The organism is Blastococcus deserti, from assembly GCF_042682525.1.
Classification (GTDB): domain Bacteria; phylum Actinomycetota; class Actinomycetes; order Mycobacteriales; family Geodermatophilaceae; genus Blastococcus_B; species Blastococcus_B deserti.
Genome location: NZ_JBHUHP010000010.1, coordinates 404,960 through 420,360 on the forward strand (window position 1 = coordinate 404,960; position 15,401 = coordinate 420,360).

16 protein-coding genes are annotated in these 15,401 nt (G+C 74.1%); 5 read left to right on the forward strand and 11 right to left on the reverse strand.

All coding sequences use genetic code 11. From position 1 onward, the window contains the following. The first annotated feature begins 41 nt into the window (after positions 1-41). On the forward strand, positions 42-752 hold the full coding sequence (locus ACFSHS_RS12725) for an HNH endonuclease family protein (RefSeq protein ID WP_376876311.1): 711 nt from the start codon (positions 42-44) through the stop codon (positions 750-752). Between the two features lie 74 nt (positions 753-826). On the opposite strand, the gene ACFSHS_RS12730 is transcribed toward ACFSHS_RS12725, so the two are convergent. Next, on the reverse strand, positions 827-967 hold the full coding sequence (locus ACFSHS_RS12730; RefSeq protein WP_376876314.1) for a hypothetical protein: 141 nt from the start codon (positions 965-967) through the stop codon (positions 827-829). An 83-nt stretch (positions 968-1,050) separates the two neighbouring features. Here ACFSHS_RS12730 and ACFSHS_RS12735 point away from each other — a divergent pair, with 83 nt between their 5' ends. Then, the gene (locus ACFSHS_RS12735) at positions 1,051-1,608 is read left to right on the forward strand and encodes a hypothetical protein (RefSeq protein ID WP_376876317.1); all 558 of its coding nucleotides are present in this window, start codon (positions 1,051-1,053) and stop codon (positions 1,606-1,608) included. A gap of 18 nt (positions 1,609-1,626) precedes the next feature. Here ACFSHS_RS12735 and ACFSHS_RS12740 read toward each other — a convergent pair whose 3' ends face one another. The 4 genes from ACFSHS_RS12740 to ACFSHS_RS12755 form a co-directional block, all read right to left on the reverse strand. After that, entirely contained in the window at positions 1,627-2,394 is a 768-nt protein-coding gene (locus ACFSHS_RS12740; RefSeq protein ID WP_376876320.1) for a sulfite exporter TauE/SafE family protein, read from the reverse strand. Next, complete coding sequence (locus ACFSHS_RS12745) at positions 2,391-3,167, reverse strand: sulfite exporter TauE/SafE family protein (protein ID WP_376876323.1); 777 nt, start codon at positions 3,165-3,167, stop codon at positions 2,391-2,393. The genes ACFSHS_RS12740 and ACFSHS_RS12745 overlap by 4 nt, the downstream gene beginning before the upstream one ends. A gap of 125 nt (positions 3,168-3,292) precedes the next feature. Next, entirely contained in the window at positions 3,293-3,940 is a 648-nt protein-coding gene (locus ACFSHS_RS12750) for a hypothetical protein (RefSeq protein ID WP_376876326.1), read from the reverse strand. Positions 3,941-4,171: 231 nt separating this feature from the next. Next, positions 4,172-6,709 (reverse strand): DEAD/DEAH box helicase, encoded by a 2,538-nt coding sequence (locus ACFSHS_RS12755; RefSeq protein WP_376876329.1) that lies wholly within the window; start codon positions 6,707-6,709, stop codon positions 4,172-4,174. A 387-nt stretch (positions 6,710-7,096) separates the two neighbouring features. On the opposite strand from ACFSHS_RS12755, the gene ACFSHS_RS12760 reads away from it, so the two are divergent. After that, positions 7,097-7,954, forward strand: coding sequence for a glucose 1-dehydrogenase (locus ACFSHS_RS12760; protein ID WP_376876332.1), 858 nt, complete (start codon positions 7,097-7,099; stop codon positions 7,952-7,954). A 28-nt stretch (positions 7,955-7,982) separates the two neighbouring features. Here ACFSHS_RS12760 and ACFSHS_RS12765 read toward each other — a convergent pair whose 3' ends face one another. The 3 genes from ACFSHS_RS12765 to mmuM all read right to left on the reverse strand — a co-directional run bounded on the left by ACFSHS_RS12765 (position 7,983) and on the right by mmuM (position 10,792). Continuing rightward, positions 7,983-8,477, reverse strand: coding sequence for a hypothetical protein (locus ACFSHS_RS12765; RefSeq protein WP_376876334.1), 495 nt, complete (start codon positions 8,475-8,477; stop codon positions 7,983-7,985). Then, positions 8,474-9,745, reverse strand: a complete 1,272-nt coding sequence (locus ACFSHS_RS12770; protein WP_376876337.1) for an LbetaH domain-containing protein — start codon at positions 9,743-9,745, stop codon at positions 8,474-8,476. Before ACFSHS_RS12770 ends, ACFSHS_RS12765 begins: the two co-directional genes overlap by 4 nt. 144 nt (positions 9,746-9,889) lie before the next feature. Then, positions 9,890-10,792: a homocysteine S-methyltransferase gene (gene mmuM / locus ACFSHS_RS12775; protein ID WP_376876340.1), complete on the reverse strand. Its 903-nt coding sequence runs from the start codon at positions 10,790-10,792 to the stop codon at positions 9,890-9,892. A 144-nt stretch (positions 10,793-10,936) separates the two neighbouring features. Here mmuM and arfB point away from each other — a divergent pair, with 144 nt between their 5' ends. Both arfB and argG read left to right on the forward strand, forming a co-directional pair. Beyond that, complete coding sequence (gene arfB, locus ACFSHS_RS12780; protein ID WP_376876343.1) at positions 10,937-11,377, forward strand: alternative ribosome rescue aminoacyl-tRNA hydrolase ArfB; 441 nt, start codon at positions 10,937-10,939, stop codon at positions 11,375-11,377. A gap of 49 nt (positions 11,378-11,426) precedes the next feature. Then, a complete protein-coding gene (gene argG, locus ACFSHS_RS12785; protein ID WP_376876346.1) occupies positions 11,427-12,875 on the forward strand; it encodes an argininosuccinate synthase in 1,449 nt (482 codons plus the stop codon). A 43-nt stretch (positions 12,876-12,918) separates the two neighbouring features. On the opposite strand, the gene ACFSHS_RS12790 is transcribed toward argG, so the two are convergent. The 3 genes from ACFSHS_RS12790 to ACFSHS_RS12800 all read right to left on the reverse strand — a co-directional run bounded on the left by ACFSHS_RS12790 (position 12,919) and on the right by ACFSHS_RS12800 (position 15,258). Next, the gene (locus ACFSHS_RS12790) at positions 12,919-14,136 is read right to left on the reverse strand and encodes an RNA polymerase sigma factor (protein ID WP_376876349.1); all 1,218 of its coding nucleotides are present in this window, start codon (positions 14,134-14,136) and stop codon (positions 12,919-12,921) included. Positions 14,137-14,143: 7 nt separating this feature from the next. Continuing rightward, the gene (locus tag ACFSHS_RS12795) at positions 14,144-14,497 is read right to left on the reverse strand and encodes a YciI family protein (protein ID WP_376876352.1); all 354 of its coding nucleotides are present in this window, start codon (positions 14,495-14,497) and stop codon (positions 14,144-14,146) included. Positions 14,498-14,592: 95 nt separating this feature from the next. Continuing rightward, complete coding sequence (locus ACFSHS_RS12800; RefSeq protein WP_376876355.1) at positions 14,593-15,258, reverse strand: GNAT family N-acetyltransferase; 666 nt, start codon at positions 15,256-15,258, stop codon at positions 14,593-14,595. Positions 15,259-15,401 lie beyond the last annotated feature (143 nt).

Below are 15,401 nucleotides of genomic sequence, written 5' to 3' on the forward strand. Positions count from 1 at the left end.
GCCTCCCCGGAACGCGCCTCGAGCCCTCGTAGCGTCCGGGGGTGCCCCGCTCCGCCGTGCTCGTCCTGCTCGCTGTCCTGCTCCCGCTCACCGGGTGCGAGGTCGAGTGGCAGGTCGAGTCGGGGCCGCCGGAGCCGGCCTCGTCGGTCGGCCAGGGGGACGTGCCCGCGGGAACCCTGGATCCCGCGGCCGCCGCGGCCGCGCTGGCCGGCCTCCGCGTCGCCGACAAGACGTCCCTGGACGGCTACGAGCGGGACTGCGGCGCGGGCGACGGCTGCGTCTTCGGCCCTGCCTGGGCCGACGTCGACCGCAACGGCTGCGACCAGCGCAACGACGTGCTGCACCGCGACCTCACCGACGTCCAGGTGCGGGAGGGCACCCAGGGGTGCGTGGTCATCGCGGGGGTGCTCGACGACCCCTACACGGGAGAGTCGATCGAGTTCCGCAAGGAGGACGCCGCCGAGGTGCCCATCGACCACGTCGTCCCCCTGGCCGCCGCGTGGGCGCAGGGCGCTGCCGCGTGGACCGCCGACCTACGCCGGACCTTCGCCAACGACCTGGGCAACCTGATCGCCACCACGCGGTCGGAGAACTCGGCCAAGGGGGACTCCACGGCCGACGAGTGGGCGCCGTCGGATCCGGCTTACGGCTGCTCGTACGCGACGGTGGTGATCACCGTTAAGGAGCGCTACGCGCTGACGGTGAGCCCTGCCGAGGTCGATGCGCTGCGGTCGATGCTCGCCACCTGCTGAGCCGGGGCTTGCCACCGGCCCGTCCGCGGCCGACGCCGCCCGGGGGCGGAGGGCGAGGAGACGGGCGGCGGGGCCTACGACTGCCGCAGGTCCCTGGCCGTGCGGGCGTCGTCGACGTACCGGCCGCCGAGCCAGAGTTCCTGCCGGAGCACGCCCTCGACCTCGAACCCGCACGAGGCGTACGGGGCGCGTCGGTGGTGTGGGCGGCGCGGCATCACGCAGCGTGAGCGGTCCGCCCGGGGCGGCGTCCCCGACGGCCCCGGACGTGCGCCTAGCGTGACCGGCGAGGTGATCAGTCATGAGTGAACGCAACGGAAGCACGTCCGTGGGCACGGGAACCGCCGAGATCCCCGTCGTCCGCCCCGCCGCCCCGGCTCCCGCCGACGCGCCCGCGGTGCCGCCCGCCCCGGTCCCTGCGGCGGACGAGCCGGCCGCCCCGGCGCAGGCCGACGTCGCGCCGGGCCCGCATCCCACCGCGCCGGTGACCAGCCGCCCGGCCCCGCGCATGCCGCGGCGCGGCCCGCTGATGGTGATGGGCCCCTGGGCTCCGGTGGCCGGCGGTCTGCTCGGGCTGCTGCTCGGCGTCGTCGCCGTGCTGCTGCTGGCCGGGACGGCGGAGAGCTTCGAGGACCGCCTGGCGCTGGCCTTCGTGGTGCTCGGCCTCGGGGCGCTGGGCACCGCGGGCATCCTGCTGGCCGACGAGGTGCGCATGATGCGCCAGCGGGCCCGCGACGCCGTCGTCCGCCCGGCGTGGGTCGAGGCCACGGCCGGGCTGCTCAACGGGCTGACGCCGGCTCGGCTGCTGCTGGTGGTCAGCGTGTTCGTGCTGTTCCTGGCGGCCTACGTGAGCCGGTGAGCGGCGGCCTGCCGGCGGTCAGGTGTAGGCCCCGACGGCCAGGTAGGCCGCCAGCCCCAGGCCGGCCAGCGCGATGAGACGACGCAGGAGCGTCTGCGGCGCCCGGCGCACCACCCGGGGACCGAGCCGACCCCCGGCGAACAACCCGATCGCCAGGGGCAGGGCCGCCGACCAGGCGATCGACGCGAACACGATGAAGCCGATCGCGGCCACCCCGTTCGCGATCCCGAGGACCACGTTGCGCACCGCGTTCCCGCGCGGCAGGCCCTCGCCGGTGGTGAGCAGGAACATCGCCAGCAGCATCACGCCCGCCGCGGCACCGAAGTAGCCGCCGTAGATGGCCACCGTGAACGTGGCGACGGGCAGCCACCAGGGGTCGCGGTGCTCGGGATGCCCGAGGGCGCCCGCGGCGGCCAGGTCGTGCGCGGGACGGCTGACCAGCAGGGCCAGCGACGCGCCCGCGATGAGGAAGGGCACGATCCGCTCGAAGGCCGACGACGGCGTCGACAGCAGGAGGGCAGCTCCGGTCGCACCGCCGAGCGCGCCCGCGCCCGCGAGCCGGAGCACCCGGCGGCCCTGACCCTTCAGCTCGGGTCCCGACGCGCTCACCGCGCCGACGCCGTTGAGCACCATGGCCAGGGTGTTGGTGACGTTGGCGGTGACCGGCGGGAGGCCCGTGGCCAGCAGCGCCGGGTAGCTGATCAGCGACGCCAGCCCGGCGATGCTGCCGATCAGCCCCGAGCCGATGCCGGCGAGGACCAGGAAGGCGAACTCCCAGACGGTCATCGGTCCGCCAGCACCACGATGGCGACCAGTCCCAGGACGACGATCGCCGTCCGCAGCACCGCGGACGGCAGCCGCCGGCCGTAGCGGGAGCTGACCGCCCCGCCGACGAGCGAGCCGGCGGCCAGCAGCCCGGCCGCCCACCAGTCGATCCGGTCGGTCGCGACGACGACGTAGGCGCCGGCCGCGACCGTGTTGACCGTCAGGGTGAGCACGTTCTTGATCGCGTTGAGCCGCTGCAGCGACTCCCGCAGCAGCAGACCGAAGATCCCGATCTGCAGGACGCCCTGGCTGGCGGCGAAGTAACCGCCGTAGGTGCCGGTCGCGTAGGCGCCGGCGAAGAGCGCCGCCAGCCGCCCGCCGCGGACCGGAGGCGCGGGCTCGCGATCGTGCCGGGACGGGAGCCGCCGCTGCAGGACCGGCTGGAGGGCGACGAGGACCACCGCGATCCCGATGAGGACGGGGACGACCGCCTCGAACGTCGAGGCCGGCAGGTGCAGCAGCAGGAACGCCCCGGTGAGGGCGCCGAGGACGGAGGCCGGCAGCAGGCGCAGCAGCAGCGCCCGCTGACCGCGGAGCTCTCGCCGGTAGCCGATGGAGCCGCTGAGGTTGCCCGCGACGAGCCCCAGCGAGTTGCTGATGGTGGCCGGGACCGGCGGCAGGCCGACCGCCAGCAGCACCGGGAAGCTCACCAGCGTGCCCGAGCCGACGACCGCGTTGATGCCTCCCGCTGCGAAACCGGCGGCGACCACCGCGAGCATCTCCCAGCCGGTCATGCGGACATCGCGTCGAGCCTGACACGCCGGAGGGCTGCCGCGCCCGGCGCGATGGCGTCGATCGGCTCACAGTGCGCCGGCCGCCGGGCCGAGGGGCGGCGACGCAGCCGGACCGGTGGCCGGACTCAGCGAGGTCCCACCGTGACCAGCGGCGCGGTGAGCATCGCCTTCAGCGAGCCCAGCACCCCCAGGACGGGGACGGCGACGGCGCACCACAGGCCGGGGCCGAAACCGTCGGTGGCCAGGCCGTCGTCGGCGAGCAGGAGGACGACCGCGGCGGCGGCGACCAGCGCGACGGCGAGCGCGAGCACGCCGACGAACCGGTGAGCCCGGGCGGGGACCAGCAGGAGGAAGCCCAGCAGCACGAGGACTCCGCCGCACAGGACCACGGCGAGCGGCTGCCAGACGACGCTGCGGACCGCCTCGCCCACCCCGGAGTCGAGGGCCTCGGCGCCGCGCCGGACCAGCGACAGGCCCGAGGGCCCCTGCCCCGGCCACCAGGACAACAGCAGGCTGGCGTTCGCGGCCACACCGGCGAGGACGAGCGCAACGGCGCCGATGGGGTCGGCCCGCTTGACCACCACGAGCCCGGGTGTCGCGGGCGGGCCGCCAGGTGCCGTGGCGGCGAGCGCCGGCTCGTCCCGGTCGTCGTCGTCCGCGACCTCGGCGGGCAGCCCGAAGAGGGTCGGACCGCCGTCGGTCTCCAGGTCCAGGTGGCCGATGGTGGGGATCGTCCCGCCGCCCCGGGGGCTCCGGGGCCAGGATCGGGGCATCCGCCGGCGCGCCGTTCCGCGTCCGGATCCGCTGGGCTGACGGCGCTCGGTCATCGGGTCCTCCGACGGCGCGGGCGAGGGGAGGCGCCCGGTGTCACCGAGAGTAGGACGATCGCGACCGTCTCGGCAGCCGAACCGGTACGGAATCGGACACAATTCGCCGGACACCGCCGACCGCCGGCGTCCGGCGGTTCGTCCCGAGCCTGCGGGGGCGAGGGGGACGGGGTCCTGCTACATGCGGCCGGCGTCGACCAGCCGGATGACGGCGGCGCCCTCCTCGTCGGAGGCGTCCAGGTCGACCTCCACGTCGATGCCCCAGTCGTGGTCACCGGCCGGGTCGTCCAGGATCTGCCGCACGCGCCACAGGCGGGGCTCGGACCGGTCCACGATCAGCAGCGCCGGCCCGCGGGCGTCCGCGCCGGTCTGCACCTCGTCGTGCTCGGCGAAGTAGGCGCGCACGACCTCCTCCCACCGGTCGGCGTCCCACCCGGACCCGCCGTCCAGCTCGCCGAGGTCGTACCAGCGGCGGCGGGCGAACAGCTCCACCCGCCGGAACAGCGCGTTGCGCACCATCGCGGTGAACGCCCGCTCGTTGCCGGTGAGCGGGCGCGGGCGCGCAGGGACGGCCACCGGCTCGTCGAGCGGATGGTCCGGTGAGGTGAGCTGCTCCCACTCGTCCAGCAGGGAGGAGTCGACCTGGCGGACCAGCTCGCCGAGCCACTCGACGATGTCGGTGACCTCCTCGGTGCGGGCGGCCGCCGGGACGCCGGAGCGCAGGGCCTTGAACGCGTCGGACAGGTAACGCAGCACCGCGCCCTCGGAGCGGGTGAGTCCGTAGTGGGAGACGAACTCCCGGAAGGTCATCGCCTGCTCCCACATCTCGCGGACGACGGACTTCGGCGACAGCAGCGCGTCGGCGGCCCACGGATTGGTCTGCCGGTAGATCTCGTAGGCGTGCCCGAGGAGCTCCTCGAGCGGCCGGGGGTAGCTGATCTCCTCGAGCAGCTCCAGGCGCTCCTCGTACTCGATGCCTTCGGCCTTCATCTGCGCGACGGCCTCACCGCGGGCCTTGTTCAACTGCGCGGCGAGGATCTGCCGCGGGTCGTCGAGGGTCGCCTCGATGACCGAGACGACGTCCAGCGCGTACGTCTCCGACGCGGGGTCCAGGAGCTCGATCGCGGCCAGCGCGAACGTCGACAGCGGCTGGTTGAGGGCGAAGTCCGGCGGCAGGTCGACCGTGAGCCGGTAGCGGCGGCCGTCCGGTTCCGGCTCGGGCAGCCGGACGAGCACCCCCGCCTGCAGCAGCGACCGCGCGATGCCGATCGCCTCGCGGATGTGCTGCAGCTGCTTCTTGCGCGGCTCGTGGTTGTCGGTGAGCAGGCGGCGCATCGCCGTGAACGGGTCGCCGGGACGGTCGACGACGTCGAGGATCATCGCCGTCGAGACGCGCATGTTGCTGGTCAGCGGCTCGGGCGGGGCGCCGATCAGCCGCTTCTGGGTCGCCTCGCTCCAGGGCACCATGCCCTCGGGCACCTTCTTGCGCACCAGCTTGCGGCGCTTCTTGGGGTCGTCGGCGACCTTGGCGAACTGCTTGAGGTTCTCCACCTCGTGCTCGGGCGCCTGGACGACGACGGTGCCCGCGGTGTCGTAGCCCGCCCGCCCGGCGCGGCCGGCGATCTGGTGGAACTCCCGCGCGGTGAGCAGGCGGGTGCGGGTGCCGTCGAACTTCGACAGCGCCGAGAACACCACCGTGCGGATCGGCACGTTGATGCCGACGCCGAGGGTGTCGGTGCCGCAGATGACCTTGAGCAGGCCGGCCTGCGCCAGCTGCTCGATCAGCCGGCGGTACTTCGGCAGCATCCCGGCGTGGTGGACCCCGATGCCGTGGCGGACCAGCCGCGACAGCGTCGTCCCGAAGGCGGAGGAGAAGCGGAAGCCGCCGATCATCTCGGCGATCGCGGCCTTCTCCTCCTTGGTGCTGACGTTGACGCTCATCAGCGCCTGGGCCCGCTCGAGCGCCGAGGCCTGGGTGAAGTGGACGACGTAGACCGGTGCCTGCCGGGTGTCGAGCAGCTCCTGGATGGTCTCGTGCATCGGGGTCGTCGCGTAGTAGTGGTGCAGCGGCACCGGGCGCTCGGCGTGCGCCACGAGCGCGGTGGGCCGGCCCGTGCGGCGGGTCAGGTCCTCGCGCAGGAAGGTGACGTCGCCGAGGGTCGCGCTCATCAGCAGGAACTGCGCCTTCGGCAGCTCCAGGAGCGGCACCTGCCAGGCCCAGCCGCGGTCGGGGTCGCCGTAGAAGTGGAACTCGTCCATGACGACGAGCCCGATGTCTGCGCCGGCACCCTCGCGCAGTGCGATGTTGGCCAGCACCTCGGCGGTGCAGGCGATGATCGGGGCGTCGCGGTTGACCGCCGCGTCACCGGTGAGCATGCCCACGTTCGCCGCCCCGAAGACGCCGCACAGCGCGAAGAACTTTTCGCTGACCAGCGCCTTGATCGGCGCCGTGTAGTAGCTGCGCCGTCCGGCGGCCAGCGCCGCGTACTGCGCCCCCGTGGCCACCAGCGACTTGCCCGATCCGGTCGGGGTCGCAAGCACGACGTTCGCGCCGCTGACCAGCTCGATCAGGGCCTCCTCCTGCGCCGGGTACAGCGTCGTCCCGTTGCTCTCCGCCCACTCCGCGAAGGAGGCGAACAGCTCGTCGGGGTCGGCGCCGCGGGCCCGGAGCGCCGTGAGGTCGCCGGGGTCGTCGAGGAGAGGAGGAGCGGTCATCGTGGGGACCAGCCTGCCCGACGCCGTCCGGCCTCCCGCGATCCGCCCGGCCGACGCGCCTTTCGTAACGAAGCGGTAACGGAAGCTGCAGCAATGCCTGCGGAGCGCCGACCCGGGGAGAAGGTGAACAAAAGGTGAACGGAAGGTGGCTGACAGATGCGCGAGAAGCACTGCCCCCAGTGCCGGTGGGTGCCCGTGGTGGACGGGTCCGGTCAGCGTCGGCTCGAGATGCGCTGGCAGCTCCCCACCCCGGCGGCGCCGGTCGCGCGAGCCGCCTGACCGCGCCGGTCGGCGGGTTCCCCCTCGTCCTCCCGGGGTAGCGCGCGAGGGAAGAGGCTCGGGCCACAGGGGTCCGGGCCGGCTCGCGAACCGCTCCGGAGGACCGGCATGTCGTCACCCCGCCCCGAGACCCAGCCCGCGCAGCAGCAGGACGTCCCCGGCACGCTGGGGGAGATGGACCCGAAGCCCGACCACGGCGAGGAGAGCTACCGCGGGTCGGGGCGGCTGACCGGCAAGGCGGCCGTCATCACCGGTGGCGACAGCGGCATCGGCCGCGCGGTGGCGATCGCCTTCGCCCGCGAGGGCGCCGACGTCCTCATCTCGTACCTGAACGAGCACGAGGACGCCAAGGACACCGCCAAGTACGTGGAGGACGCCGGCCGCCGCTGCGTGCTCGTGCCGGGCGACCTGGCCGACCGGGCGCACGCGAAGACGATCATCCCGAAGGCGGTCGAGGAGTTCGGCAAGGTCGACGTCCTGGTCAACAACGCGGCGTTCCAGATGAGCCACCCGTCGCTGGAGGACGTCTCCGACGACGAGTGGGACCACACCCTCGCGGTGAACCTGTCGGCGATGTTCACGCTGACCAAGGACGCGATCCCGCACATGCCCCCGGGCGGCTCCATCATCAACTCGTCGTCGGTGAACTCCGACAACCCGAGCCCGAACCTGATCGCCTACGCCATGACGAAGGCCGGCATCGCGAACTTCACGGCCAGCCTCGCCCAGATGTACGCCGAGAAGGGCATCCGGGCCAACAGCGTGGCGCCCGGGCCGATCTGGACGCCGCTGATCCCGGCGACGATGCCGGAGGAGAAGGTCGAGAGCTTCGGCCAGCAGGTGCCGCTGGGCCGCCCCGGCCAGCCGGCGGAACTGGCGCCGGTCTACGTGATGCTGGCCAGCGACGAGGCGTCCTACGTGTCCGGCGCCCGGATCGCGGTCACCGGCGGCAAGCCCATTCTCTGAGCGAGGATCCCTGGAAGGACCCCGGCCGTCAGCGGGAGGTGCCCGCGGCGACCGGCCCGGTCCACGGGGTCACGCTGCCGTCCGTCCGCTCCGCGCGCACCCGGTAGACCAGCGAGGCGGCGTCCGACAGGGCGGCGATGCGGGCGGGGCCGTCCGCGGGCGTACCGGTGCCGTGGGCGACCTGCAGCTCGACGCACGGGCCGGGCAGCTGCTCGATGCGCGGTGAGGTGCCTTCGGAGGTCAGTGTCTGCACCTGCCAGCCCACGACAGCCGCCCCGTCGACCGGCGCGAAGCACGCCTTCCACGTGGTCGACCAGCTGCCGGCCGCGGCGTCCACGTCGTCGGTCGACGTCGCCGAGACCAGCGTGGGCGCCGAGCCCTCCACCCGGGTCGACGACGTCCCGGCCGCCGCGGAGGAGTGGGCCGGGGCGGCCGGGGTGCCACCGGCGCCACAACCGGTGAGCCCGGCCGCCAGCGCGACGAGCGCGGCCGCCGGACCTCCGGAGCGGAGCAGCCAGGTCACCACTCGACCGAGCCGAAGACCTGGCCGTTGAGCACGATCGTGTCCGGTGGGACGACCGCGCCGGTGGGCAGCTCGGTGCCGACGACCGCGCTGCGGTCACCGATCGTGGCGCCGTCGCCGATCGTGCTCCGGAAGACCACCGACTCGGCGCCCAGCCGCACGTGGTCGCCCACGACGGTCTGCTCCTCGGGTTGACCCTGGAGGACGACCCGGCCGCCGCCGTGCACGATGGCGCCGTCGCCGTAGCGGACGTCGTCGCCCACGTGGATGTCGGTGTGCTCGAGGGCGTGGAAGATCACGTCGTCGCCCATGCGGTCCACGTGCCCTATCACGAAGGGCTCGCCCTCGTCGGCGCGGATGGCGACCCGGTCACCGACCCGGTCGGCGAAGCGGGCGAACGGGTCGGACAGGTAGACCTCGCCGATGATCCGGTTGCGGAACTGCGGCCGCGCCTGCTCCCTGCCCGCGAAGCTGGGCAGGTCGCGGTCACGGTTGAAGTCGGTGTGGCCGGGGTCGACGTTGACGCCGCGGACCGCGGTCGGGTCCTCGCGGTACAGCTCGGTGTACTCCCGCGCCAGCGCCTCGTTGACGTGGATCACGCCCTCGTTGAACTCGACGTCGCCCTGGTTGAGGTACCGGACCTTGCCGAGGGCCGGGTCGTCGGCCTCCGCCTGGGTCGTCACGTTCTTGCCCGGCAGCACGAGGTAGCCGGAGTGCAGCGTGACGCCGGGCGCGACCCGGGCCAGCGCCGAGACACCGGAGTTGACCTCGATGGTGGCGTCCTCGACCTGGCTGCCGAAGGACATGAAGACCGAGCCGTCGTACGTCTGCACGCCCGCATCCACCACGGCCGGGGGCAGCGGGCTGGCGTGCACGCCGACCTCCGCCGTGCCCAGGACCGACGAGCCGTGGGCGAGGATGACCCGGTCGCCGACCTCGATCCCCGTGCCGCCCCGTGCGTCGAGCGTGACGTTGTCCTGGGCGTTCGAGGACGGACCGATGGTGATCGGCGCCTCCTCGGCTGCGAGCAGCTCGGCGAAGGGGCCGACGTAGACCTGCTCTCCGAGCGAGACGTGCTCTCCGCCGGACACCCGTGCCGTGGGGTCGAGGAAGGAGGCCGAATCGGCCGCGGCGACGCGGGGGCAGACGGGCTGGTTCGCGGGTGTCGGGTGGCAACCGTCGCCCCCGCCACGGGCGAGCGCGGAGGGGGCCAGCGTGCCGGCCACCAGGACGGAGGCCGTGGCACCGGTGAGGAGCAGGCGTCGCATGGCGGTCCCGTCCGTCGTGGGTGATCCGGACCAGATCCGGATCGGAACCCGGCCCACCGTTCAACGGTGCACGACCGGTGTCAACGGCCGTTGTGGACGTCAACCGGTCGACCGGCGTGTCCCGCCCGGCGTGGCGGACACCGGTCAGCGGCCCGGCAGGGCGGTGCCCAACGCGGCGATGTCGGCCGGGCCGACGCGGCAGCATCCGCCGACCAGCCGGGCGCCCGCGGTGACCCAGGAGGGCACGTCGTCCGGGGAGACGCCGCGCGGGCCCGTCCAGGCGCGGGCCGCGGCGTCCCAGGTCTCGCCGCTGTTCGGGTAGACGACCACCGGCTCGTCGCTGGTGGCCGCGGCCCGGATGCCCGGGACCACGGCGGCCGGCGCGGTGCAGTTGATGCCGACGGCCAGGACCGTCGCGCCCCCGGCGGCCATGGCGAAGACGTCGGCGGCCAGCTCGCCGCGCCGGGTGCGGGCGAGCCCGGCGGCGTCCACCACCGTGGTCAGGGAGAGCCAGATCGGGACGCCCAGCGCTTCGGCCTCGGCCAGGAGCGCCTCCGCCTCGACGGCCGCCGGGACCGTCTCGCAGGCCAGCACGTCGGCCCCCGCCTCGGCCAGCACCTCCATCCGCGGCCGGTGGAAGGCCCTCAGCTCCGCGACGCCGACCGACTCGACGTAGTCGCCGCTGTACTCGGAGCCGTCGGCCAGCATCGCCCCGTACGGGCCGACCGAGCCGGCGACCCATCCGCCGCCCTGCCCCTCCCGGGCCAGGGCGACCGACGACGCGATCAGCCGCCGCGCCTCGGCGGCGTCCACCCCGGCCGCGGCGAACCCCTCCACGGTGGCCTGGTAGCTGGCGGTGGTGGCCACCTCGGCACCCGCGGCCGCGAAGGCGGCGTGTGCCGCGACGATCGCCGCCGGATCGTCGCGCAGCAGCCGCGCGGACCACAGCGCCGAGGAGACGTCGTGACCGCGCGCCTCCAGCTCGGTGGAGAGCCCGCCGTCGAGCAGGACCGGCCGGGTGGCGAGCGTGTCGCCGAGGGAAGGCATGCCCACGATCATCCCGCGGTACGGGGCCGCCCACGGTCGTTCGTCCGCTGCCGGCCGGGACCCGGCGCCGCCGATGTGGCGCGCCCTGACCCGTCCGGAGGAAACCGGCGCGACCCCGGGGAGCCGCTCGGCGAGACTGTTCGCATGACCGGTGTCGAGGGCGCGTCCGGTGACCTGCCGGTCACCGGGTCCGTCCTCGTGCCGGCGTCCGCGCTGAGCTGGCGCTTCTCCCGCTCCTCGGGGCCGGGCGGGCAGGGCGTGAACACCGCGGACTCCCGCGTCGAGCTGTCGGTGGCCCCGCTGGCGCTGCCGGGCCTCACGGAGGCACAGCGGTCCCGGCTGGCCGCGCGCCTGGGCAGCCGGCTCGTCGACGGCGTCCTGACCATCGCCGCGAGCGAACACCGGCAGCAGCTGCGCAACCGGCAGGCGGCCCGGGAACGGCTGGCCGCGGTGCTGCGCGCCGCCCTGGCCCCGCCGCCACCGGCCCGCCGGCGCACCAAGCCGACACGGGGCTCGCAGGAGCGGCGGATCGAGGCGAAGAAGCAACGCGGTCAGCTCAAGAAGCAGCGCCGCTCCTGGGAGTGATGCGACCCCTTTCGTGCATGGCCATGCACCAGGATGCATACTTCTCCACGTGTCCAAGGTGCTCACCTCCCTCCCGGTCGGCGAACGCGTCGGGATCGCCTTCTCCGGCGGCCTCGACACCTCGGTGGCGGTCGCGTGGATGCGCGACAAGGGGGCGGTGCCCTGCACCTACACCGCGAACATCGGGCAGTACGACGAGCCCGACATCGACTCGGTGCCCGGCCGTGCGACGGCCTACGGCGCGGAGATCGCCCGGCTCGTCGACGCCCGCGCGGCCCTCGTCGAAGAGGGGCTCGCCGCCCTGACCTGCGGCGCGTTCCACGTGCGGTCCGGTGGCCGCAGCTACTTCAACACCACCCCGCTCGGGCGGGCGGTCACCGGCACGCTGCTCGTGCGGGCCATGCTCGACGACGACGTCCAGATCTGGGGTGACGGCTCCACCTTCAAGGGCAACGACATCGAGCGGTTCTACCGGTACGGCTTGCTCGCCAACCCGTCGCTGCGGATCTACAAGCCCTGGCTGGACGCCGACTTCGTCACCGAGCTCGGTGGCCGCAAGGAGATGTCGGAGTGGCTGGTCGCGCACGGCCTGCCCTACCGGGACAGCACCGAGAAGGCGTACTCCACCGACGCGAACATCTGGGGCGCGACGCACGAGGCGAAGACCCTGGAGCACCTCGACACCGGCATCGAGAGCGTCGAGCCGATCATGGGCGTGCGCTTCTGGGATCCCGACGTCGAGATCCCGACCGAGGACGTGTCGATCGGCTTCGAGCAGGGCCGGCCCGTGACCATCAACGGCAAGGAGTTCCCCACCCCCGTCGAGCTGGTGCTCGAGGCCAACGCCATCGGCGGCCGGCACGGCCTCGGCATGTCCGACCAGATCGAGAACCGCATCATCGAGGCCAAGAGCCGGGGCATCTACGAGGCACCGGGCATGGCCCTGCTGCACATCGCCTACGAGCGGCTGGTCAACGCGATCCACAACGAGGACACCCTCGCCACCTACCACAGCGAGGGACGGCGGCTCGGCCGGCTGATGTACGAGGGGCGCTGGCTGGACCCCCAGTCGCTGATGCTCCGGGAGTCCCTGCAGCGCTGGGTCGGCATGGCCGTCACCGGCGAGGTGACGCTGCGTCTGCGCCGCGGGGAGGACTACTCGATCCTCGACACGTCGGGGCCGGCCTTCAGCTACCACCCGGACAAGCTCTCCATGGAGCGCACCGAGGACTCGGCCTTCGGTCCGGTGGACCGGATCGGCCAGCTGACCATGCGCAACCTCGACATCGCCGACTCGCGCGCCAAGCTCGAGCAGTACGCCGCGCTCGGCATGGTCGGCGGCACGCAGCCGGTGGCGATCGGCGCGGCCCAGGCGGCCGCGACCGGGCTGATCGGCGCCATGGCCGAGGGCGGCGCCGAGGCGATCGCCTCGCGCGGTCAGGTCCCCGCCGACGACGAGCTGCTCGACCGCGCGGCGATGGAGTCCGGCACCGACTGAGGACCCCGTCCTCCTCACCCCTCCATCGGGACCGGCGCGGCGGTCAGGGCAGCGAGTCCCGGCGCCGCCGCAGGAAGGCGCGGTCGGCCTCGTTCCCGGCGAGGGCGATCGCCGCGTCGTAGGCCTCCGCCGCCTCGGCGGACCGTCCCAGCCGCCGCAGCAGATCGGCCCGGACGGCGTGGAAGAGGTGCTGCCGGATCAGCGGTAGCCCGTCGACCAGGGCCAGCCCCACCGCCGGGCCCGAGACCTCGGCCACCGCGACCGCCCGGTGCAGGGCCACCACCGGGCTCGGCGCGACGGCCATCAGCTGGTCGTAGAGGGCGACGATCTGGGCCCAATCGGTGCCGGCGGTCGACGCGGCGTCGCTGTGGACGGCGTTGATCGCGGCCTGGATCTGGTAGGGCCCCGGTCGGTCGCGACGCAGGCACTCGCGCACCAGGGCCTGACCCTCGGAGATCAGCTGCCGGTCCCAGAGCGACCGGTCCTGGTCGGCGAGGAGCACGGGAACGCCGTCCGGGCCGGTGCGCGCGGACCGGCGCGCGTCGACGAGCAGCATCAACGCCAGCAGACCCGCCACCTCGGGCTCGTCGGGCAACAGCTGGCGCAGCAGCCGGCCCAGCCGGATCGCCTCCATGCAGAGGTCGGCCCGTACCAGCCGGTCGCCGGACGTGGCGCTGTGGCCCTCGGTGAAGACCAGGTACACGACGGCGAGGACGGCCCGCAGCCGGTCGGGCAGCTCGGCCTCGCTCGGCACCCGGTACGGGATGCGGGCGTCGCGGATCTTGGTCTTCGCCCGCACCAGCCGCTGCGCCATGGTCGGCTCCGGCACGAGGAAGGCGGCGGCGACCTCCGCCGTCGTCAGCCCGCCGAGCAGCCGCAGGGTGAGCGCCACCTGGGCCGCGGTGGACAGGGCGGGGTGGCAGCACGTGAAGATCAGCCGCAGCCGGTCGTCGTGCACGGGCCCGACCTCCTCCGGCCCCGGCTCGGCGGACAGCCGGGCCGCCTGGGCGTACTTGTCGGCACGGGTGGCCTCCCGGCGCAGCCGGTCGATGGCCCGGTTTCGGGCGGTCGTGACGATCCAGCCGGCCGGGCTCGGCGGAACCCCGTCGGCCGGCCACCGCGCGACCGCGGTCAGGAAGGCGTCCTGCACCGCCTCCTCGGCGGCGTCGATGTCGCCGAGGAGGCGGACGAGGACCGCGACCGCGCGGCCGTAGTGCTCGCGGAACACACGGTCGATCTCCGGCGTGGGCACGTCGGGCACGGAGCGGTCAGTCGCCCTCACCGGGGCGGAACGGCCGCACCTCGATCGGCAGGGTGGTCGCCCGCGCCAGCTTGCGGCCCCACTCGAGCGCGGCGTCCAGATCCGGCGCCTGGATGATGCTGAAGCCGCCGACGTGCTCCTTGCCCTCGACGTAGGGCCCGTCGGTCACGAGGACGTCGCCGTCCTGCGGCCGCAGCACCGTGGCGGCGCTCGGCGGGTGGAGGCCGCCGCTGAAGACCCAGACGCCGGCGTCGTGCATCTCCCGGTCCACCGCCTCGACATCCGCCATGATCGCGGCCAGGGCCTCTGGCTCCGGGACGCCACCGGTCGGCTCGAACACGGTGAGCAGGTACTGCTGCATCTCGTTCCTCCTCGGGTCGCCGCCGGCCCCGTGCCGGCTGCTCACCCCTTGTACGAACGGCTGCCGCCCGGATCGACAACTCTGGCGGGGAATCGTCAGCCGGTGAACAGGGGCTGAGGCTGCCGCACGACGACCCACAGCGGCAGTTCGTCGTCGGCGGTCCGGCCCGTCCAGGTCACCTCGAACCCGAACCCGCGCAGGAAGCGGACGTTGGCCCAGGAGAACACCGCGGCGGCGGCGAGGACACCGTCGGTGTCGCAGCGCACCAGCGCGGGGGCCAGCACGGCGGCGCCGAGGCCGCGGCGCCGCGAGGACGGGCGCACTCCCAGGTGCAGCAGCCACCAGTGCGGTTCGGCCGGCCGAGCCGAGGTGAGGATCGCCGCGGTGTCCCGGACGGCGCTGATCCGATCCGCAGCGAGATGGGGCAGCTCGCTGCCCAACGCCGCGCGGACGTCGGCCGGCAAGGGGGAGGTGGCCTCGGCCCCCGGCGGCGGCTCCCAGACGGCGACGGCGGAGACGTCGTCGGTGACCCAGGCGGTTCCGGTGCCCACCCCCCGGTGGCCGGCGTCGAGCTCGTGCAGCCGGGTGAGCCGCTGCATGCGCCCGTCGTCGGGCAGCGCCCACCGCGTCCAGCGGGAGTCGGCGAGGGCGACGGTGAGGGTGGCGGCGATCCGCGGGACGTCGCGCTGCTCCGCCCGCCGGACCTCGGGCCCCTCCTCGTCCGGGTCGTCGATCCGCCGGATGGTGGGGCCCTGGGTCACCCCGGCATTCGACCACGGCCCCGTTCCGGCCCGTCCAGAGGCCCGGCCCCCTGCAGGGTCCCGCCGCGAGCTTGCGAGGGGCGGGGTGCAGGGGGTCCTTCTACGAGCGGTCGAGCGGCCCCGTCCAGGGCACCGCCGCGAGC